The organism is Dehalobacter sp. CP (genome assembly GCF_047652685.1).
Lineage (GTDB): Bacteria > Bacillota > Desulfitobacteriia > Desulfitobacteriales > Syntrophobotulaceae > Dehalobacter.
This window is the reverse complement of the sequence record NZ_CP157399.1, coordinates 2,117,999-2,138,389: the sequence shown is the minus strand read 5'-3', so window position 1 is coordinate 2,138,389 and position 20,391 is coordinate 2,117,999. Positions and strand designations below refer to the sequence as shown.

Annotated in this window: 19 protein-coding genes and 1 tRNA gene; 17 read left to right on the top strand and 3 right to left on the bottom strand. The window is 43.1% G+C overall.

From position 1 onward, the window contains the following. Positions 1–11 precede the first annotated feature (11 nt). Positions 12–1,331, bottom strand: coding sequence for a ferric reductase-like transmembrane domain-containing protein (locus AAH944_RS10545; protein WP_415534873.1), 1,320 nt, complete (start codon positions 1,329–1,331; stop codon positions 12–14). 253 nt (positions 1,332–1,584) lie between these two features. On the opposite strand from AAH944_RS10545, the gene AAH944_RS10540 reads away from it, so the two are divergent. Further along, positions 1,585–1,660 (top strand) — tRNA-Ala (locus AAH944_RS10540). Between the two features lie 411 nt (positions 1,661–2,071). On the opposite strand, the gene AAH944_RS10535 is transcribed toward AAH944_RS10540, so the two are convergent. Continuing rightward, positions 2,072–3,874 (bottom strand): multicopper oxidase family protein, encoded by a 1,803-nt coding sequence (locus AAH944_RS10535; RefSeq protein WP_415534872.1) that lies wholly within the window; start codon positions 3,872–3,874, stop codon positions 2,072–2,074. 593 nt (positions 3,875–4,467) lie between these two features. Continuing rightward, positions 4,468–6,831 carry a Ryanodine receptor Ryr gene (locus tag AAH944_RS10530; RefSeq protein ID WP_415537859.1) on the bottom strand — a complete coding sequence of 788 codons (2,364 nt, stop codon included), beginning with the start codon at positions 6,829–6,831 and terminating at the stop codon, positions 4,468–4,470. A gap of 567 nt (positions 6,832–7,398) precedes the next feature. On the opposite strand from AAH944_RS10530, the gene AAH944_RS10525 reads away from it, so the two are divergent. The 16 genes from AAH944_RS10525 to AAH944_RS10450 all read left to right on the top strand — a co-directional run bounded on the left by AAH944_RS10525 (position 7,399) and on the right by AAH944_RS10450 (position 20,381). Next, complete coding sequence (locus tag AAH944_RS10525) at positions 7,399–7,731, top strand: hypothetical protein (protein ID WP_415534871.1); 333 nt, start codon at positions 7,399–7,401, stop codon at positions 7,729–7,731. A gap of 121 nt (positions 7,732–7,852) precedes the next feature. Next, complete coding sequence (locus AAH944_RS10520; protein ID WP_415534870.1) at positions 7,853–9,127, top strand: NRAMP family divalent metal transporter; 1,275 nt, start codon at positions 7,853–7,855, stop codon at positions 9,125–9,127. 496 nt (positions 9,128–9,623) lie between these two features. Further along, positions 9,624–9,908: a hypothetical protein gene (locus tag AAH944_RS10515; RefSeq protein ID WP_415534869.1), complete on the top strand. Its 285-nt coding sequence runs from the start codon at positions 9,624–9,626 to the stop codon at positions 9,906–9,908. A 291-nt stretch (positions 9,909–10,199) separates the two neighbouring features. Further along, positions 10,200–10,415 (top strand): YtxH domain-containing protein, encoded by a 216-nt coding sequence (locus tag AAH944_RS10510; RefSeq protein WP_415534868.1) that lies wholly within the window; start codon positions 10,200–10,202, stop codon positions 10,413–10,415. A gap of 15 nt (positions 10,416–10,430) precedes the next feature. Continuing rightward, positions 10,431–10,604, top strand: a complete 174-nt coding sequence (locus tag AAH944_RS10505) for a hypothetical protein (RefSeq protein WP_415534867.1) — start codon at positions 10,431–10,433, stop codon at positions 10,602–10,604. A 10-nt stretch (positions 10,605–10,614) separates the two neighbouring features. Continuing rightward, the gene (locus tag AAH944_RS10500) at positions 10,615–11,070 is read left to right on the top strand and encodes a hypothetical protein (protein WP_415534866.1); all 456 of its coding nucleotides are present in this window, start codon (positions 10,615–10,617) and stop codon (positions 11,068–11,070) included. Between the two features lie 172 nt (positions 11,071–11,242). Next, positions 11,243–11,602: a YggT family protein gene (locus tag AAH944_RS10495; protein WP_415534865.1), complete on the top strand. Its 360-nt coding sequence runs from the start codon at positions 11,243–11,245 to the stop codon at positions 11,600–11,602. 81 nt (positions 11,603–11,683) lie between these two features. After that, positions 11,684–12,178: a hypothetical protein gene (locus tag AAH944_RS10490; RefSeq protein ID WP_415534864.1), complete on the top strand. Its 495-nt coding sequence runs from the start codon at positions 11,684–11,686 to the stop codon at positions 12,176–12,178. A gap of 465 nt (positions 12,179–12,643) precedes the next feature. Continuing rightward, a complete protein-coding gene (locus tag AAH944_RS10485; protein WP_415534863.1) occupies positions 12,644–14,410 on the top strand; it encodes an ice-binding family protein in 1,767 nt (588 codons plus the stop codon). Next, positions 14,403–15,017, top strand: a complete 615-nt coding sequence (locus AAH944_RS10480) for a class D sortase (protein WP_415534862.1) — start codon at positions 14,403–14,405, stop codon at positions 15,015–15,017. The genes AAH944_RS10485 and AAH944_RS10480 overlap by 8 nt, the downstream gene beginning before the upstream one ends. A gap of 110 nt (positions 15,018–15,127) precedes the next feature. Continuing rightward, positions 15,128–15,475 carry a hypothetical protein gene (locus tag AAH944_RS10475; protein WP_415534861.1) on the top strand — a complete coding sequence of 116 codons (348 nt, stop codon included), beginning with the start codon at positions 15,128–15,130 and terminating at the stop codon, positions 15,473–15,475. 111 nt (positions 15,476–15,586) lie between these two features. Next, a complete protein-coding gene (locus AAH944_RS10470; protein WP_415537857.1) occupies positions 15,587–16,597 on the top strand; it encodes a glycosidase in 1,011 nt (336 codons plus the stop codon). 55 nt (positions 16,598–16,652) lie between these two features. Further along, positions 16,653–16,799: a hypothetical protein gene (locus tag AAH944_RS10465; RefSeq protein ID WP_415534860.1), complete on the top strand. Its 147-nt coding sequence runs from the start codon at positions 16,653–16,655 to the stop codon at positions 16,797–16,799. Continuing rightward, a complete protein-coding gene (locus tag AAH944_RS10460; protein WP_415534859.1) occupies positions 16,783–17,901 on the top strand; it encodes a glycosyltransferase in 1,119 nt (372 codons plus the stop codon). The genes AAH944_RS10465 and AAH944_RS10460 overlap by 17 nt, the downstream gene beginning before the upstream one ends. After that, positions 17,902–18,966: a glycosyltransferase gene (locus AAH944_RS10455; RefSeq protein WP_415534858.1), complete on the top strand. Its 1,065-nt coding sequence runs from the start codon at positions 17,902–17,904 to the stop codon at positions 18,964–18,966. Continuing rightward, positions 18,963–20,381, top strand: a complete 1,419-nt coding sequence (locus AAH944_RS10450; RefSeq protein ID WP_415534857.1) for a mannose-1-phosphate guanylyltransferase/mannose-6-phosphate isomerase — start codon at positions 18,963–18,965, stop codon at positions 20,379–20,381. The genes AAH944_RS10455 and AAH944_RS10450 overlap by 4 nt, the downstream gene beginning before the upstream one ends. The last annotated feature ends 10 nt before the right edge of the window (positions 20,382–20,391 follow it).

Genomic DNA, 20,391 nt, shown 5'->3' with positions numbered 1-20,391 from the left:
CTGCTCCTCGCCTATTTGAACTGAAAAAACTCGTAGTGAAAATGTCCGATACACAGGCCGCAGGTCTTTAATTCTCTTTCCAGCTTGATCCTCATCGGTTCCGGACCGCAGAAATAGACATCAACAGTTTCGGTCTTGGGCACCGCTTCGCAAATATCTTCGGCATTCAGAAACCCTTTCGTCTGAAGATCGTGCAGATGCACGCGAATACCGCTTCCGGCTGCAAGGGTTTTTATTTCATCCAAATAGGGTCCTTCGGCCTCGTTGTTATAACAGTAAAACAGGTCAATGGAATATTGCGGAGGGATCGCAGACTGGTAAAAACTGCGGAATGGCGTAATGCCGATTCCGCCCGCCAGCCAGACCTGTCGGTTTGATCCGGCCTTATAATCGAAGCGGCCATGGGGGGAGGTTACGGCAAAAGTATCTCCCTCCTGAACGTTTTCCAGTAAAGCAGAGGTGTGATCTCCCAAAGCCTTGATCGCAAACTGTATCTCATTCTTTCGGAAAGACTGGCTTATCGTGAACGGATGAGAAGGAAACTGCTTGCCTTCCTCGGTAAACTTGATAAAAGTAAATTGTCCTTCCTTATAGCGGATTCCTTTTTTAAAGGCTTTGCCGGTGATCTCAAGGGTATCTTTGGCGACCGTGCGGATGTTCGTTACCACATAGCCGAACTGAAATGCTGTTCTTTCGTAAAATCCTATACTGTAGATTGCCGAAGTCAGACCGACCAGATTGACCAGATTCAGCCACAGCCCCAGGGCGCTTAAGCCTGTAACGGCATAGTCCGAACTGCCGTAATAATGAATGATTCCGATCATATAAGGAATAAAAAAGAGCTTGTGGATGTTTTTCCATTTCTCATAATTCATTTTCCAGGTGAACAGGGCAAGCAGGATTAAGACGATAAAAAGCAGCATGCTCAGGTTAGCGATGCCGGAAAAAAGCTCCGGACCATGGTCCGCCCCCGGTGGCGGACCATTCAGACCATTTGGACCCGGTCCTAAATTCGCCCTGTTCTCCCCATAATGATTTCCCTTACCTGCGTCGAGCATGAATCGATGCACAAAGATCAAAAGAACACTTGTGATACTTAAAACTTTATGGTAAAGGTAGCTTTTGTCCAGGCCATGGAACAGGGAGTCCAGCAGCGGATGACGGGTTGAAATAAAATTGACCCAGGCAAAGCAAACCAGCATGAGCGAAGCAGCCATCTCGGAGTATTGTCTGACTGGGGTAACATCCTTTAATGGTTCGCTGACTGACCAAAAGATAAAGGTCAGGATCAAAGTAAGCAGAATGAACAAGGGGCCTTGACGTTTACGCATGTTTTCATCCTCCGAGTGTAATAGAATAGTTATAGCATTGAAGAGGTAATATATTCCACGCTGACCTGCTGTTTTCCTTTAAATGTTGCCGGATACAGTTCAGTACATCTGCGTTTCTCGTCAGAATCAAGTGTTTATCAAAAAACAGTTCCGGAATCATAATTTTTATTTATCTAACTCTAGCGAAAATTAGGATTATTCAGTATAATAATAGTCGTGTGAATTGAATAATTGTTTTTCATTTTAAAACAGTGGGGATGTAGCTCAGCTGGGGGAGCGCTTGCTTCGCATGTAAGAGGTCGTGGGTTCGAATCCCATCATCTCCACCAAAATTCGTCTAAAAGCCCGCTATTCATGCGGGCTTACTGTTTTTATATGCGTTTTACACTATTTTTCAACAAGTTTTTTGTGTAAATACACCAAAGTATTAACCGAATCACATTCTTGATATTGATTTATTAAGAGAATCGAGCCGTCGATATGTTTTCTCAAACGCAACATGTCGAAATTTGCGTACTTTTGTCGAAAAACGACTAAGCGTATTGTATAGACATAGATAAATCCCGGATGAGAGTGAAAACCTAAACCTTCTCCGAATTGTTGCTATAAAACCACATGGAAAGAAAATAGACCCCCATACCGCTGCTGAAGTATTATCAAAGAAAAAAATAGCACCCCCTTGCTAAAAGAGGAGGTGCATAATTGTTAAAGCAATGATAACGTTACCTAAGTGTTTATGGTTAAAATGGAAAGATTGTTCTGACCTTCAATGGCCGCATCATCTCATTATCTTCGTGTTCAAGAATATGACAGTGCCAAACATATCCGGGTCCTTTTGAAGGGTTAAACGGATAAAGATTGAGCCCGGGAAAAGTAAATATCGAAGCATCTTGGGGAGCAAACCGAACCCGGATAGTGGTTACTTCGCCAGGGTTAGCCCTGATTGTATCTTTCCAACCTTTCTCATTTGCAGGAGGACCAACAGGACCTTGCAGTAGATAAGGTTTTACCGGCAGTACCTTGGTTGGGTGATCGAGCGGCGGCATACCATTTAGAGCTATCCAATCGTTCGTATACTGAGTAGCAAGGAACGCTTGACGACTTACTAACTGGAATGAGACCAGGTGCAAATGAATAGGATGAGTGTCTGCTGTAAGATTAACCAATTCCCAATCTTCTGTCGATCCGACTAATGGGAGCTCGGAAATAGGAGCGCTCCATCTTTGGCCGTCTAATAGTACTTCTACAGGACCGTTTGGCCCCATAACTTCAACCAGCACAAGCGTTCGCTTTTTGGCGTTTGGGAACAAAGGCGTTATAAAATTCAGGCGACGCGGAAGTCGGGGAGGAACAACAACAGGTTTGGCGAGAACTGTAAACTGCATTACCTGCCCTGTAGTAAGAGGATCGGGCAGATCCCCTGTTGGGAAGGGTGTTGGAGCGTCGTTGCCTAGAATTAGTTTCGTACCAGGTAATAATGATGAAAAGTCCACAAGTATATCCGCTCTCTCGCCTGGGGCAATCAGCAAAGAGGATAATTGAACGGGCCTTGGCAGATAGCCAGCGTCAGTGCCGATTTGAACAAACGGCATCCCGTTGGAAAACGTCAGGTTGTAGAACCGGGCGTTAGAACCGTTTAGAACTCTAAAGCGGTATTGTCTTGGCTCCACATCCAGGTTAGGCCAGACTTTGCCATTAACCATAATTGTATCACCGAAAAACTCCGGTACCCAATAGGGATGAATATCAGGGTTGACACCGACATTGGGGTAATTAAGTGATCCGTCGGTGTTAAATGACCTGTCCTGAATGGCTATTGGGATTTCAAATTTGCCTTTCGGTAAAACTGACCTGTGTTTATCGAGGGGATTATGAGGATCACGTAACAGGTAGAAACCTGCAAGTCCCATAAGAACATTGAGACGGGTTATGCCCAGAGCATGGTCGTGGTACCATAATGTTGTAGGTGGTTGAGTGTTGAAATAGTGGTAAAGGGATTTGACAAAGGCGGGCCCTTTTATCACCTCTCCTGCTGTAAACCATGCGTCTGGATGACCGTCTGAAGCTGATTCGGTTTCGCCTTCATGCAGGTGGGTAACAATGGGAACAGGACTTTGGGCCAAAGGAAAACCGGGAGGGAAGGGTGGAAATGGGGGCATAGGCATACCCATACCATTGGGATCGGCCCAATGCAGGGTCGGATCAACCGGAAGCAAATGGGGACCGGTAAGATTGTTTACCCATTGTACATTCACAGGAATGTCGCGCACCGCTTCAAACGTAGCACCGGGAGAGAAGCGGAAATCGGGAATAATTTCGCCTGTTTGAGGGTCTTTAACCTGACCGCCGTAACCCCACACAGTGGTTTCCGGGAAACCCTGCGGTAATATTTGCTGATTAAACTGGCTGACTGTTACGGTATAATCATGACTTATAATTTTCCCGGTTTTAGGGCATTTAACCACAGTTGGTTCGTAGACCGGGGGAACAACCAATTGATTTACAAATTTGGGTATCGTGTTTGGATCAAGTGGATTTGCCAAAATGATTCTCCTTTCTAAAATATATCTCGCAATATTTTATGGATAAGTCATAGGGGAGGTGAAAACATGTCTAAGAAAAATGACCTTATCCTAAACTGTTATACACTTAAAATATCAAGAAATATCCTTGCGACTCAGCTAAGCCACTTTGTATATCCCTCCTGTGGCCAGCAGCGATTTTGAAAAACCGGGATGTACTTGACGCAGATGTAGTATGCAAAAGAGTTTGACAGTTATTTTGAGCTAATCAAGAACAATTTCTATTATGCAAAATAGGAATAGCCTATATCGAAAGTTGATTATGAAGACGATTCGGGAATATTGACAAAAAAATTCTGTAATGATGATTTGAAAAATTCTGCATATCACAAATGAACAATAGATGGAGAAATGAACAATAGATAGAGAATAAAAGTGTATTTCAATTAAAAATCTAAAAGAATCATGCTTCCGCCAAGGGGCCAACAGCATTAAGCGACATCAATTTTGTATCCTCAAGGCACGTAGAGAGTGTAGTTCTGATGTACTTTGAAATATTCGGGATATTGAGCCTTATAAAAATGAAAACAGTACTGACTTTGAAAAGGTTTGTTTTATAACATATTGCACTGGTTTACAAATTTGAGCTTTTCCAACTTGAAATTTGACTCGGCAAGAGCAGCGGACCAGAGACTGATCATCTGATAAATCTGTGTTTTGGCTTCCTCTGTGGAGAGTACACAGGCATGTCCGGAGCTTATATCTTTTGCCTGTATATAATTTTTGCAGCGTTTATACTCAAATTGGGTAAGTACTTTAAGTTCATCTTCCGAAAAAACCAAATTCTCTGTTTTATCATCAACATACATGACGTCGTATTGTATTAGCAAAAGTGCCTCAGGGATATTTTTAATGTGATCCCTATAAAAGTTTTTTTGCGGTTCGCAAAGCTTCTTCCATGGCAAGGAAATATCGTCACCGTTAACAGAAACAGCACCTTCCAGAACATTGAATTTTCCTCTTATAAGTTGAGCAATCGTATCGATTTTTTCACCAAAAATAGCATCGTGCATCATATACCTCAAGAACAATTTTTCATCAAGATGAAGCTTGAGCTGTTCCTTTGGAGGTAAAAATGATTGCACCCATTTTTTTGCATGCGTCAGAATGCTCATATCCATAATTACTTCCAACGATCTTGACTCATGCTTGTACCTTGGTATTTTGAGCATTGCCCGAAGAACATCGTTGTCTATTTGTGCCTCTCCATTTTCGTTGATTAAGTGAGGAAGCTTTTGTTCAATTAATGAACGCATCAGCATAGCCCTTCTAATCATGAAGAGTTGGTCGTTATCATCGCTCTGATTGGGACCGAGTATATTGATATAACCCCTCAAACGGATAACAAAATCAGGCCCCTTAGTAGACCTAAACTCTTTTAAAAATACCCGCTTTTCATCTTCGTCTTCGATTTTCTCTCCGCAGAATTCAGAAAAGGAGCTGCTGGTTCCACCGGCAAAAACGAAAATCGCCCTTCCGATCGGATGAAAGGTTTCTTCAGCTCTGTAAACACCATCCTGCATAGGCGACAGAAAATGTTTGAGCCATCCGAGGTTTCCTCCAAAGAAAGAGTCGAATTCATCAAATACAATCAGCGGAATTTTTCCAAGAAGATTTATATCGCTGATTTTGTGGAATGTCTTTTGCAGTTCAAGCGGTGATTGAAATTGGGAAAGGTTATAATTTATCTTTTGAATGTCTTCGGGGAAGGTGCTGGTGGCCATTTCTGTAAGTCCGAAGGATTTCCCCGAACCGGGCGTTCCAAAAACAGCGATGGAAAGGGGGCGGGTGACATTCTTGGATGAGATGTATTCCGAAATCAAATTGTGTATTGTCCGATAGCTCTCAATTTCGGTCCTGTCGACTGTCTTCAGCTTGCCAAATCTAGCGGTAGGTATATGCTTAAGGACGTTTTCCTCTCCGTTTTTAACCAGGTCAAAGGCCATTTGCGCAATACTCGCCGAGCTTTTTCCCTGTAAGATGAACCAGCTGTCCTGATGGTCTCTGTTTAAAATATTGGGAATCTTTACATCCTGAACATATTCCAGAAGAGTCGTATCGTTTGAGTTTCGCTCAAATATTAAAGGATTTGGAAAAAGACAACAATCCGGATTTTCCCCGAAACCAAAATCAAAGTATTTTCTGATTGCAATCATCCCTTCGTGAATGCCTTGGGAAATGAGGGTTGAAAGCTCAGTCGCTTCTCCACCTGCAATGACTGCCGAAAGCCCCGCGACAAAAACGGAAGTAATCCCGAACATTTTCCCAAGGTTGTTGCGCATAAAATCCCCCTCGCACTCGTAAGGCAAAAAGTATAAGTAGGCTTCGGGGATACCGTCGTTTTTATAATAAATAACGCCTTCCAGTCCAAAGAGGACAACAAGGTGTCTGCATGTTGACAAAAAGGACAGGTTTGGGTTATTGCTAAGCTGCCAGACAAAATCAAGCGCCGTTTTTTCCCAAGATAGGCTTTTGCTGATATTGACACCTTTTGAACGGAGGTTGTCGGCATTAATGATGACGATAGTCCTGTCAAATTGATGCTGTTCTAAGTGCTGCCAAAGTGCGCTTCCTCCAATTGGATTATTCATTTTATAAAGAATAATAGGTGTTTTTCCCGTGTCTTTAATCACTAACGGCCAGTAGCTGTCATCATTGTTGAAACCATTGTCTTCGTCATCTATAATAACGGTTTGGGCATCTGAGGTATCAATAGGGAGCAGCACCGGCTTTTCACTTTCCTTGCCAGCAAACCCCATAAATCTGCTCACTCTGTAGACCTTAGCCTCTTTACTGCCGGCAGAAGAGGGGAAAGGCTCGATCTCAACAAATGAGTGTAAAAACTGATTCGTAAAAGAGCCGATGTCCTTGGGAATAGATGGAGAAATAATTTGCTTTCCTGTCGCTAAAGTGGTCATTTCGGCCAAAAGCAATGCTTCTCCTGGCTTTGATATACTATGAAGATTATTATTTTGCCGGTTCAAACCATCATTTTCCTGTGGAGATGTACTCCACAACAGTGTGTTGATACATATATCGCCTGTAACTAAAATTTTGGTGTCTTGATTTTTTATATTGATAACCTCCTTATTTTTGCGCTGTTTAGCTTCCATTGCTGAACAGACTCATACGCAGATCTGCCCAACCCTTGAGTATAAAAAGTAGCTACAATTCATTATTTTCAATTGAAATCGTTTTCCTCCTAGGGTGCTCATCATATCACGTAAGCTGTTAAATTGAAACAAAATGTTGAAAATTATTAAAAAAATAATTCAAAATATAATTAGAACAATTAGTTGACAAATAATTTTTATAGATATAAGATTAAGATGTAATAAGTAAATATAACTCATGTTTGTAAAAAAATAAGATTTGAATGGACTCAAATCAACAAATTAGGTTTTGTGTAATATGCTCACGACAATTTAACATACAGTGATAAAAGAAATAAAGGGAAATGAAACTTTTACAGAGGAGAGTTTATTATGGAAGGGCAAAGAGTAGTTCCAAATCAAAACATCTATTGGGCGAGAGGCGGCTATCTAAATCAAAAACGTCCGATTCAAATGTCTGAAGAAGAAAAATATAATGTTGCAAGATGTTCGGGCGAAAAATCTGAACATCTCTGTAAAAACCCTATTTTCAAGTGCAAAGAGTGCGCTAACTATGGATGTGCTCAGGAAGTCTCTAATAAATGCACCGCACAAGGGTTTAAAAATAACATATGTTTGAACTGCGGCGTGGCTGGCAGCCGTATACCTGTAATGAAAAAGGAGCTTGCTAAATTCATTGCGGAATGGGAGAAGAATGACTTATGAGAGTGGAAATACTTTAACTAGATACTAATACTTGGTAGTTTATTATGGAGCCGTGTCAAATGTCGGGGTGAGTATCTAGCTAAGGTACGTCACTCTCTATTATTAATTATAGGTGGTACATATGTTGAACTACCTGAAAAGGTTATTTAAAAAAATTGGCCCTGGCTTTATCACCGGCGCGGCTGATGACGACCCCTCCGGAATTGCTACCTATTCACAGACAGGCGCGATATTCGGATTCAGCCAGCTTTGGCTGGCATTATTTTCTTTCCCTTTTATGGTTGTTATTCAGCAAATGTGCGGCCGTATCGGAATGGTAACCGGAAAAGGGCTGGCCGGTGTAATTCTGGCCCATTACTCTAAACCGGTGTTATATTTATCGGTTTCTTTGTTAGTGATTGCGAATACAATTAATATTGGCGCGGATCTGGGAGCGATGGCTTCTGCGGCGCAAATGCTGCTGGGATTGCCTATCCTTTTTTGGCTATGCATCATGACAGGATTGATCATTGTTTTGGAGATTTTTGTAACCTACAAAACCTATTCTAAAGTTTTGAAGTATCTGGCCTTGACACTGTTGGCATACGTCTTGACAGCCTTAATCATTAAACTGGATTGGGGACTCATAATACAAAACACGGTGTTCCCAAAATTTCATTTTTCAAGAGAATATCTGCTCAATATTGTGGCAATTTTAGGAACCACGATATCCCCGTATTTATTTTTTTGGCAGGCATCAGAAGAGGTTGAGGAGGAAATCTTTGACGGTACAATTTCAGATATGGGCGTTGAAGAACCTGTGGTGTCCAGGATAAACGTTAATAATATGGATTTGGATACCATCGTAGGGATGTTTTTTTCTCAGGCAATCATGTTTTTTATCATCATTACCACGGCAGCAACGCTACATGCCAGTGGTATTACCAATATTGGAACGGCAACACAAGCAGCTGAGGCATTGAGGCCATTAGCCGGTGATTTTGCTTATCTGTTGTTTGCTGTTGGAATTATTGGTACAGGATTGCTGGCAGTTCCGATATTAGCCGGTTCTTCGGCTTATGCCGTTGCTGAGACGATTGGCTTGAAAGAGGGGTTAAGTAAAAAAGCCGGACTTGCCCCGGGATTCTATGGGGTTATTGTGGTCTCTACACTCATTGGCATGGTGATTAGTTGGTTGGGGATTGACCCGATTAAGGCGCTATATTATTCAGCGGTTTTAAATGGTTTAGCAGCACCACCATTGATGACACTGATCATATTGATTGCTAATAATAACAAGATTATGGGTAAGTATGTAAACAAGAGAATAAGTAATATCTTAGGATGGGTCATCGTTCTAGTCATGGCCATAGCAGGGATTTTGCTTATTATTGATTTGTTAAAGGGAGTTCTATAAGCAGGACTGACGAACACAACGGTAAGTGCAATAACTGTTGAATAATAGACGTTGTTATTCTTTTGAAATTGGATAAGGAGGTGCTGCAGGATTTATCAGTCAAATAATGATAAGAAATGTTTCCAAAGGGATTCCAGATTCGAGAAACCTTTGGCCGTTATAATACAATGGAAGAAATCAGCCATGTTGTGGATACTTTAGCCAAGGTCATAGAGGAACTCGAGAAGAATCAGTCCTTTAGGAAAAACAGGAGGGGTGTAATATGCCGTTTTCTATAATGAAACAGTACTGGAACATTTTGGCAATTCACGTAATGTGGAGAATATAGAGAATCCTGATGGTAAAGCTACAGAAGTTTTTGTTAAGCATCAGACAATAAATTATAAAAATTATTATAAATATTATTAGAATTATTTATTGACAAATAACACTAATTGATATATACTCAAGGTGAGCTAAACGCATAAAAAAAGCTAGGGGGTAAGTAGTAACCCGTATGAATATTCCAGCAAAAGCAATTGTATCCAACTCTGAAATGATAAAGAATTATAAAAGTTGCAGAGAAAAAGCAGAAAATTTAGGTAAAGTATTTGTTTTAAAAAACAATCAGCCCGATGCAGTATTGTTTTCTATCACGGAATATCAAAGGCTATCAATACTCATTGAGTACATGGAAAGTCTTGAAGAAAAAGATATTTCTAAAGTTATTGATTTTTTGCCAAAAGAGGGAGTTAGGAAAATGTACTCCATGAGTAATTTAAAGAATGATCTGGAAGAATGAACCAATAGATATTATCGTTAAGTATGCTCTAGAATATCCTCGCCGCAGATTTGGGATAAGCAAATAAAATTCAGGGTTGATTAAAGAATGATACAGGTAATGGTAGTTATGGGAGAATCAAGTTCATAGGATGAGATGGCGACTCAAAAAATGAATTTTGAGTCGCCATTTTTTAAATATGGATATGTGACATTTAAAGACGCTCCAGTTTCTACCAAGAAATTTATCTTAAATATTCATAATATTCTAAATAATATAAACAATTAAATTAAAAATAATATGGAGGTAAAAATGATTTTTAAAGATTTACTATTATTGGTTAACAAAGAGAAGAGAGAGAGAGAGAGAGTAAAGGCGGCACAGAAGATCGCTGTCGGAATGGGTGCAGCCGTTGCTGTAGGTGTTGCAACAGGAATTCTTTTTGCTCCAAAATCGGGAAAGGAAACACGTAGGAATATAAAAAATAATGCGATTAACGCTGTAGAAAGCATCAAGGATACGGTTTAGAAGAAGGTCGAGATGGTGAAGGATTCCACCGCGCATGCTGCACAAGAATTACGGAATGTTATCAAAGACGTTCAAGAGAAAAATGAAAATATAAAAAAGGACATTAAAGATGGTTCCCATGAAATCACTCAGGATATTCGTAAAACTGCCGAAAATATTTCGGATGAACTTAATAAAAAGGTAGAGTGAGGAACATACGATGATCATTCAATTCTCTTTACAGAACCTAATTATTTTTTTGGTTTGTGGAATAGGCATTGCAGCAGGGATCCTGCTGCTTCCTATTCTCAGGGACATCAAAAAGGCGGTGGGTGTCTTACGCTCTCTGCTTGAAACCAATCAGGAGTTTATCAATCAGAGTATCGGAACAATGCCGGGAATACTGGAGAATGCGGAACAAATAAGTAATAATGCCCGAGATACGACTGATAAGCTCAAAATCTCGGTTCCGGTGATTCTACAAGAAGTCGAGCAGGCTACTCATGCGGCCAGAGGAAGCTTTGAAACAACAAATGTCGTGATAGAAAATATTGGTTCCGGAATAAATGAAACGTTAGCAACATACCAGAAGGAAACATCCAGTATCGCAAATTATTTACATATACTGGAAGAAGTAATTCGAATAATCAGTCGCTCTCTTTCGTCCAGCAAATAGAAATTGTAAATTTAGGTATAGTAAAAGGATATACCGTAGGATTCGGATTAACGGATGCGACAGCAGCCGATGTTCAGCAAGTAATAATTAAGCTCTACCAAAGCTGAAATCACAGTAACTTTCAAGAATGGATTTAGTAAAATACTTTAGAAATTTATGGAGGATTGAAAAAATGAGTGTTGACATCATCAATAGACCCAATAGAGGAAAAAGTAAAGAAAGCTTAACAGCAAGAAGAATAGTTTATTATATCTTGGGTATTTTAGAAATTTTGCTTGCTTTTCGCTTGGTGTTTAAGATTCTAGGGGCTAACCCGAATAGTGGTTTTGTATCTTTCATTTATTCGCTTTCACAGGTGTTTTTAGTTCCGTTTACAGCTATTTTTAGATCGGCGGCAACGCAAGGCATTGAGACCAATGCAGTATTAGAACCAAGTACAGTGATTGCAATGATTGTTTATGCCCTGGTAGCTTGGGGAATAGTTAAACTAATTATTATCTTTACGAGAAGTCAGAATAAGGATCAAGTGTAATGCGTGATACCTAGTTAAGTTAGCGTATATACCATATGCAGAGGAAATCATTGTTAAATTGATAGACAAGGGGCGAGAATTATGCAGATTAAAAGAGGATTGGTTAAGTATCTATTATTATCCCTTATTACACTTGTTATCCTCATATTGATTATTTGTCCTCTCGTCGTTCCAAAGGCAGCGGAAAGCTCTGCTATCGGTTATGAAGTACCTGTTTATAATATACCTATTCCAGAAAACACACAGCGTGATATTTGGAAATTATGTGAGAAGAATAAACTGTCGTATGAGTTGGTTTTGGCAGTTTTCCAAATAGAAGGCGACAATAATATGCAAATTGACAGCATCAAAGCAGTCATTGAAAAACTGGCTTATTATAGAGATTATTGGACGGAGCAAGGATTTCCTGATGAGATTGTTTTTAATCTAATGTTGCTGTCCAAACAAAGAGGAATTGAAGGCTGCAAAGTTTTTATGGAAAATAGTGACACTTATGAGAGTGATAACTATGTTCAAAAAGTTACTGAATATAAATACTATCTTGAAAAAATTGATAGTGACAATATAAATATGTAAATTTGGAGCACTTAGCCAACGAATAATTAAGGACACAAAGCGGATTACAATAATGGCACAAGCCGCTAGCGCTAACTTGAGAGGAGCGCTGACAAAAAAACATACTGTTGCGAGATCTCAAAGTCAGGTGCGAATTCAAACGCACCGGTCGGCAGCGCCGATTAATCACTTAGGAGATTTTTTTTATCTGCAATAATAAAGAACTTTTTCAACGGAATCCGAACAACCCGCTGCACAAAGGACATTAAAAACAACACGGAAAGCCGTTTATTATAAAAAGTGTCTAGGGCGCCCAATTAATCAGCGATCATCAATCATATTTTAAAAAAGCAAAAAGATTATAATGAGCATGAATGGTGCACGTTCATGAAAAGTTGAGAATAGAGAGGATTAAAGAAATTGATGAGAATATTTAATAAAATGCGATTGATACCATTCGTACTTGCGCTATTACTCGTAGTGATGATGGCGGTACCTATAATGAGTATAGCAGCCCCTACTCCGCTGACAGTGAATCTTGGAAATGCCTCCAGTTTTGCGGTTTTAGCCGGCTCAGGAATCAGCAATACCGGATCGACCACAATCAACGGAGATGTTATCACCAATACAGGTGGAAATATTGGGCTGTCTCCGGGCTCTGCAGTCACTGGATTTCCGCCTGGGATAGTGTCAAATGGGGCAATACATGCGGCTGATGCTTTAGCAAGTGGGGCTCAGGACGCCCTGACAACCGCATATAATGACGCCTTCGGTAGGCCGGTCGATGTGGACTTGACTGGTCAGGATCTAGGCGGATTAACACTCACCCCTGGTGTCTACTCATTTAGCACATCGGCTCAGTTGACGGGAACGCTTACTCTCGACGGCCTGGGTGAAACCGATCCCGTATTCATATTTAAGGTGGGCGCCACGCTTATCACAGCATCAGGCAGTGATATTAACCTCATCAACGGTGCTCGTTACTGCCGAACCTTTTGGCAGATCGGAAGCTCCGCGACATTAGGAACGACCTCTCATTTCGTGGGACACATCTTCGCTTTGACATCCATCACAGCGAATACCGGTGCAACGGTGCAAGGGCAGTTGTTAGCACGAAATGGCGCAGTCACGCTAGACAGCAATACCATTACAAATGGGTTTTGTGGGGCGCTGAGAGTTACCAAGGTCTTTAGTGCATCGACGACTCCTTCTCCCGTCGTAATTAGAATCAACGGTCAATCCCCCAAAACCTTCAATGCAGTCAATGGCTGGACTCAGACTTGGGAGAACCTTCCCACTGGTAATTATACCATCACCGAGGATAATCTCGGACTTGGTTGGACGAATCAAATTCTCCCGACAACAACGATTCCTGTCTTAGACGGAGCTACGGCAACAGCTGCCATTACGAATACCTATACGCCTAGCAGTAACGGGGGCGGATCGGGGGGCGACGAATCGGTTCAGGTCTACCCACCATTGATCAACGTAGTAAAAACGCCGGAACCGCTGGCATTGACTTCGGGACAGGGCTCGGTCACATATACCTATAAAGTAACCAACCCCGGCACAGTCGCATTAAGTGCGGTTAGTGTCGCCGATGATAAAGTGAGTCCTGTGAATTATGTTTCCGGTGACGTCAACAATGACAACCTGCTTCAAGCCAATGAGACATGGATCTACACCAGCAAGACGAATCTCGGCGCAACCACGACAAACACCGCCACGGCCATAGGCAACGCAAATGGTATGTCAGCAACCGATATCGCGATAGTAACAGTTGTTGTATCCGGCACACCAACTGTTCCGCCATTAATCAACGTAGTAAAGACACCAGAACCGCTGGCATTGACTTCGGGACAGGGCTCGGTCACATACACCTATAAAGTAACCAACCCCGGCACAGCTGCATTAAGTGAAGTTAGTGTCAGCGATGATATGGTCAGTCCCGTGAACTATGTTTCCGGTGACGTCAACAATGACAACCTGCTTCAAGCCAATGAGACATGGATCTACACCAGCAAGATGAATCTCAGTGCAACCACGATGAACACTGCCACTGTCAAAGGCAGCGCAAATGGTATGACGGCAACCGATGTCGCGTTCGCAACGGTCATAGTAACGGTCACCAATACTGTTACCGGCGGGCAGCTCCCGAAAACGTCCACTCCTTTGTATGAGGTGCTTATTATCGGCGCTGTTCTAACGCTGGTCGGAGACATTTGCTGGAGAAACAGAAAGCGTTATGAATAATGTAAAACGATCACGGAGCAATTTTATCTTGGTTACCGCTCTATCCATAGGATTTATGGGTTTGGGGATAGGAAGTATCTTTTGGGCAATGTTTCGTATGTGGGTACCATCCAATTCTTATGCCGTGGCCTCGGTGGCACCGGTGGAAACGGCTCCTTCCCTCGTCCTGCTTGCACCAGATAAAATCCTTTACCCTGTATATCCTGCGGAGGGTGACAATATTGGGATCCTGACGATTCCGACCTTAAAGCTGAAATGGCCCATCTACCAAGGTACTGATGTGAAGGAATTGGAAAAAGGCGTTGGACACTTCATTCAAAGCGTACTTCCTGGGGAAAAAGATAATTGTGTTCTTTCCGGACATCGAGAAACGGTCTTCAGACAAATAGGCCGGCTGAAGATTGGGGATCAGCTAATTGTGCAAACTTCGGCCGGTACATTTACCTATGAGGTGAATGACACGCGAATCGTCCATGAAGACGACAAAACAGTGATCGTACCTACCGACCATGCCGTGCTGACGATGACCACATGTTATCCATTCAATACTCCTGGCTATTTTCCAGATCGCTATATCGTCTCAGCGGCTTTAGTAAAAAGTGAATAAACCATTCTATTTGCTCCAAAATCAGGAAAGGAAACACGTGAAAATATGAAAAAAATGTTGTTAAGACTGTAGAAAATATCAAGGATACGCTCCAGAAGAAGGTAGAGTTGGTGAAGGATTCCGCAGCTCATTCTGCGCAGGAAGTACGTAATGTCATCAAAGACGTTCATGAAACAACGGAAGATGTAAAAAATGATATTCAGGACGGTTATCATGATGTAACACAGAAAATTCATAAAACTGCCGAAACAAATATGGATATTGCCCAGAAGGAGGTAGAGCTAGTAAAGGATTCTGCGGCTCATGCTGCACAGGAAGTAATTCATGTCATTAAAGACTTTCATGGAAAAGCGGAAAGTGTAAAAAAGGACTTTAAGAGCGGATACCAGGAAATCACAAAGGATATTCATAAAACTACCAAAAATATTTCTAAAGAATTTAATAAATCTGCAGAGTGAAGAACATGTGGAATAGGAATTGCATCAGGGATTCTGCTGCTTCCTATTCACCGGAATTAGTATTCAAACGCACCGGTCGGCAGCGCCGATTAATCACTTAGGAGGCTTATTATCAATAATAATAATAAATTTGTGACTAAGCTAAAAAGTCAGGACAATACCTATAAAGAGCTTTTCCAACGGAATCCGAACAACCCGATATTAACAGCCAAGAGCTGGCCATATCCCGTAAATACAGTGTTCAATCCAGGGGTAACTCATTTTCAGGGCAAAATTTTGCTGCTTGCCCGAGTGGAGGATAGACGGGGGTTTTCTCACTTTACCAAGGCCATCAGCGAAGACGGGGTTAGAAACTGGCAAATTGACGACATACCGACGCTGGAGCCGGAACCGGACAACCATCCTGAAGAACTGTGGGGGATTGAAGATCCGCGGATTACTAGGCTCGATGAATTAGGCAAATGGGCTATTACCTATACTGCATTTTCCCGTGGTGGGCCCCTCGTGGCGATGGCGCTAACGGACGACTTTATTCATTTCGAGCGGCTTGGATCGGTGATGCCGCCGGAAGACAAAGATGCCGCACTTTTTCCGCGCAAGGTAGACGGGAAATGGGCGCTTATTCACCGGCCGATTGTCACTGACTACGTACCAGGGGCGCACATCTGGCTGTCGTATTCCGACGATCTGGTTCATTGGAGCAATAGCCGCGTGCTGATGTACGCCCGCCGAGGCAGCTGGTGGGATGGCAGTAAAATTGGTCTTAGTGCTACGCCTTTGGAAACAGCTGAAGGCTGGCTTATGTTATACCATGGGGTGCGCCAGACCGCTGCCGGGGCAATTTACCGGCTTGGCTTGGCCCTGCTCGACTTAGACGATCCGTTTAAAGTGTTGCATCGGAGCGATGAATGGGTCTTTGGCCCGGTAGAGGAGTATGAACGGCAGGGAGATGTAGCCGATGTGGTCTTTGCGGGTGGATGGGTGTTGGACGATAAGACAGGACTGCTAAAAATGTACTACGGGGGGGCGGACACATGCATTGCTTTGGCTACGGCATCTATCAACGACATACTGGAATACATTCGAAAATGTCCGGAATCGAGGGAAATGGATATTTGTTGAGAAGACATGCTTTGAGGAAATGATGTAAGAGGATAGAATTACCGGCAAAAATGATATGAATGATAACAAAAAAAGAAAAAAGGGAGATCATGAAGATGGAAAAGACATACCAAACAAGGAAGTTGACATTTTTAAGCACATATCCGCCGCGAGAATGTGGGTTGGCCACATTTACGGAGGACTTGATGAACGAAATCGATAAAATAGGCTCATTCAGACCGAACGTGATTGCGGTCACGAATACGGAAGAATATGAGGATTCGCGGGTGGCAGCCAAACTGAGTCAACACGACCGCGCCAGCTATTTCCAGACTGCCCGCTGGGCAAACACGCATACCGGATTGCTGGTTATTGAGCATGAATATGGCATATTTGGCGGGGAGTGTGGCGAATACATTCTGGATCTAGCCAAGAATTTGACAATACCTTTTATCATCACGACACACACTGTACTGACGAACCCATCCCCAAAACAACGGATAGTTTTGCATGAGCTTGGTCGACTCAGCGCGATGGTGGTGACGATGGCAGAAAGCGCGGTCCCGTTGTTGATAAGAACGTACGGCATCGAGCCGAGTAAAATAACGGTCATTGCCCACGGAGTTCCAAGCCTGATTATTAAGTCGCGGGAAGAGCTAAAAGTTAGGCATGGCTTAGAAAACAAACAGGTCATCAGCAGTTTCGGTCTCCTAAGCCCGGCGAAGGGGCTTGAATATGGGATAGAAGCTGTTGCCAAAGTTGTGTCGGAACATGAAAGCCTGGTGTACCTTGTTCTGGGTAAAACGCATCCCTGCGTCAAGGCGCAAAATGGCGAAAGTTATCGGGAAAGTCTGATTACTTTGGCACAGCGCCTGGGTGTAGGGAATAATATACGGTTTATTGATAAGTATCTAACGAAAGAAGAAGTCATGACTTACCTCAAACTGTCGGACATCTATATGACGCCGTATCTGTCTAAAGAGCAGGCAGTCAGCGGGACATTGGCGTATGCCGTGGGGTGCGGGCGGGTTGTCGTATCGACTCCGTACCGGTATGCCCAGGAGTTGCTTGGAAATGGCCGGGGAATGCTCGCCGAATTTAGTGATTCCGACTCTCTGGCGTCATGCATCCGAGATGTACTTGAGAGTCCCCTGCGAAAGAAAGAAATGGAAAGAAAGACCTTTGCGGTCGGACAGACGATGACTTGGGCTAAGGTTGCCGGGCGCTATACGAAGCTGGCTTTCAACATGATGGAGGCAGCGATGGAGACAAAGATAGATCAAACGATGGATCAACCGATGGGGCGAGGAGTGCTGGTAGGATAAATGGATCAATTTGCAATCACGTTGAATGATGCACATATTTTCAGAATGACCGATGACACAGGTATGTTCCAACATGCGCGGTTTAGCCTGCCCAACCTAACGGAGGGATACACCACGGACGATAATGCCCGGGCACTGATCATGGCGGTGATGCTCTATGAGCAAGGCAAGAAAACCACTTACCTGGCGCTTGTCTACCGCTATCTGGCATTCATACTGCATGCTCAGAATGAAAACGGAGTATTCAGGAATTTTATGACATACGGTCGTCAATTCACGGAAAAGGAAGGATCTGAGGATTGTTTTGGCCGCTGTTTATGGGCTCTCAGTTTTACACAAGCCTCGTCAGTAATGCCTCATGGCATTAAAGAAGCCTGTGCCGCTGCAATACTTAAGGCCCTGCCCAATATCAATAACCTTTTCGGACTGCGCGGCCAAGCCTATGCGATGATAGGTCTTGGCCATATTGAAGGTTCCCAAGCCGAGATTCTCCTGACAGGATTAGCTGATTCCCTGATCAGTCGTTTTGAACACGATGCCGGAGATAAGGATTGGCAATGGTTTGAGAACAGCCTTACTTATGACAATGCGGTGTTACCGTGGGCATTGTTTGTAGCTTACAGGCGGCTTCGACAAGCGCATATGCTTCGTGTAGCGCAAGAGAGTTTACAGTTTTTTGATAAGATTTCATTTCGTGACGGTTATTTTCGGGCGGTTGGCTGCAAAGGATGGCTGCTGCGAGGTTCGAAACCGACATTGTATGACGAGCAGCCTCTCGAGGCAAGCACCGCTGCTTTGGCTCATTTGGCCGCCTATGAAGCCACCGGCGAGCAGAGGATGTTGGAACTGGCCCAACAGAGTTTTGCCTGGTATCTGGGAAATAACTCTCAAAACGAAGGCCTGATTGATGGGGAGACCGGAGGATGTCTTGATGGCATCACCGCTAAAGGCTTCAACTTTAACCAGGGGGCCGAAAGTATCATTGGGTACTGTATCGCCAATCTGGCCTTGGCAAAATATAAAACAGATTTCGTCGGTTTGGAAAGGAAAGTGATTCTCAGATGAAGGTAATTATCCTTGCGGGTGGCGGGGGAAACCGTCTATTCCCCCTATCGCGGACAAAATTCCCTAAGCAGTTTCTAAACTTTAATGGCGGCAAATCTCTTCTAACACAGACCATAGAGCGGTTTCTGGTACTGGTTCAACCGGCGGATATGGTTATCGTTACCAATCAAGAATATGCTTACCACGTAAGAGCTGAGCTGGTCGCCGCCCAGGCGGGTCAGGCGCATATTCTTTTAGAGCCTTTGGCACGGAACACTGCGCCGGCTATTGCCTTGGCACTTCGGTATTGTGTTGACCGGCTGGGATGCGGATTGGATGAGGTGATGTTAGTAACGCCCTCAGACCATGTCATCAGTCCGGTAGAGGCCTTTGCTTCTACTGCGCATTTGGCGGAGGGCATGGCAAACCAGGATAGGATTGTGACCTTTGGGGTAGAACCTCATTGTCCAGAAACAGGTTATGGCTATATTCAGGTCGGGCCGCCCTTTGGCAGTGGCTTTGCAGTAAATTCCTTCCATGAAAAACCGGATAAGATCACCGCAGAAGGATACCTTGCAGCCGGTAATTACTATTGGAACTCAGGCATGTTTGCCTTCACCATCAATTGTATGATGAACGAACTGCGGATTCATCAGCCGGATATTTATGATCTTGCTGACAAGAGCCTGAATGAAATACTAGAAAATTTTGAAGAAATGCCCAATATTTCGATTGATTATGCAGTGATCGAGAAATCCAAGCAGGTGGTATTGCTGCCACTCTGTGCGAAATGGAGCGACATCGGGTCTTGGGATGCGATCTATGACATTTTGGATAAAGATACGGATGGTAATGCCTTTGAAGGGGACTGTATTTCACTTGATTGTAAGAATACATTGATGATGGGACAAAGTCGTCTGATTGCCGGCATCGGACTGGAAGATTTGCTGGTAATAGAGACGGACGATGTGATTCTGGTAGCCAAAAAGGGTGAGTCGCAGAAGGTAAAGGATCTGGTGAACCAGATCAAGGCAGATGGCCGGACGATAGCTGACGAACATACCACAGTATTTCGGCCTTGGGGACAATATTCTTTGCTGTCCGGCGGACGAGGATATCAAATGAAAAAAATTGCTGTCAACCCGGGGCAGATACTCAGTTTACAGATGCATTACCATCGCAGTGAACATTGGATCGTCGTCGGTGGCACCGCGAAGGTGACCATTGGGGAAACAGAACAGATGGTACATGAGAATGAAAGCGTGTTTATTCCGCAAACGACAAAGCATCGTCTAGAAAATCCTGGGAAGTTATTGCTGGAAATTATTGAACTACAGAATGGCGGTTACCTGGAAGAGGATGATATTGTACGGTTTGAAGATATCTATGGCCGAGAGGATGCGGATCGGGCCGTAGAAATTTCCGTAGGGGTATAAGGAGAAAAAT

Bases quoted from the DNA above. Each gene is read 5' to 3' on its own strand.
- AAH944_RS10545 (WP_415534873.1), bottom strand. From the start codon at position 1,331: ATGCGTAAACGTCAAGGCCCCTTGTTCATTCTGCTTACTTTGATCCTG.
- AAH944_RS10465 (WP_415534860.1), top strand. From the start codon at position 16,653: ATGAATGATAACAAAAAAAGAAAAAAGGGAGATCATGAAGATGGAAAA.
- AAH944_RS10515 (WP_415534869.1), top strand. From the start codon at position 9,624: ATGAATATTCCAGCAAAAGCAATTGTATCCAACTCTGAAATGATAAAG.
- AAH944_RS10450 (WP_415534857.1), top strand. From the start codon at position 18,963: ATGAAGGTAATTATCCTTGCGGGTGGCGGGGGAAACCGTCTATTCCCC.
- AAH944_RS10495 (WP_415534865.1), top strand. From the start codon at position 11,243: ATGAGTGTTGACATCATCAATAGACCCAATAGAGGAAAAAGTAAAGAA.
- AAH944_RS10490 (WP_415534864.1), top strand. From the start codon at position 11,684: ATGCAGATTAAAAGAGGATTGGTTAAGTATCTATTATTATCCCTTATT.
- AAH944_RS10455 (WP_415534858.1), top strand. From the start codon at position 17,902: ATGGATCAATTTGCAATCACGTTGAATGATGCACATATTTTCAGAATG.
- AAH944_RS10460 (WP_415534859.1), top strand. From the start codon at position 16,783: ATGAACGAAATCGATAAAATAGGCTCATTCAGACCGAACGTGATTGCG.
- AAH944_RS10510 (WP_415534868.1), top strand. From the start codon at position 10,200: ATGATTTTTAAAGATTTACTATTATTGGTTAACAAAGAGAAGAGAGAG.
- AAH944_RS10530 (WP_415537859.1), bottom strand. From the start codon at position 6,831: ATGACCACTTTAGCGACAGGAAAGCAAATTATTTCTCCATCTATTCCC.
- AAH944_RS10520 (WP_415534870.1), top strand. From the start codon at position 7,853: ATGTTGAACTACCTGAAAAGGTTATTTAAAAAAATTGGCCCTGGCTTT.
- AAH944_RS10485 (WP_415534863.1), top strand. From the start codon at position 12,644: ATGGCGGTACCTATAATGAGTATAGCAGCCCCTACTCCGCTGACAGTG.
- AAH944_RS10480 (WP_415534862.1), top strand. From the start codon at position 14,403: ATGAATAATGTAAAACGATCACGGAGCAATTTTATCTTGGTTACCGCT.
- AAH944_RS10500 (WP_415534866.1), top strand. From the start codon at position 10,615: ATGATCATTCAATTCTCTTTACAGAACCTAATTATTTTTTTGGTTTGT.
- AAH944_RS10525 (WP_415534871.1), top strand. From the start codon at position 7,399: ATGGAAGGGCAAAGAGTAGTTCCAAATCAAAACATCTATTGGGCGAGA.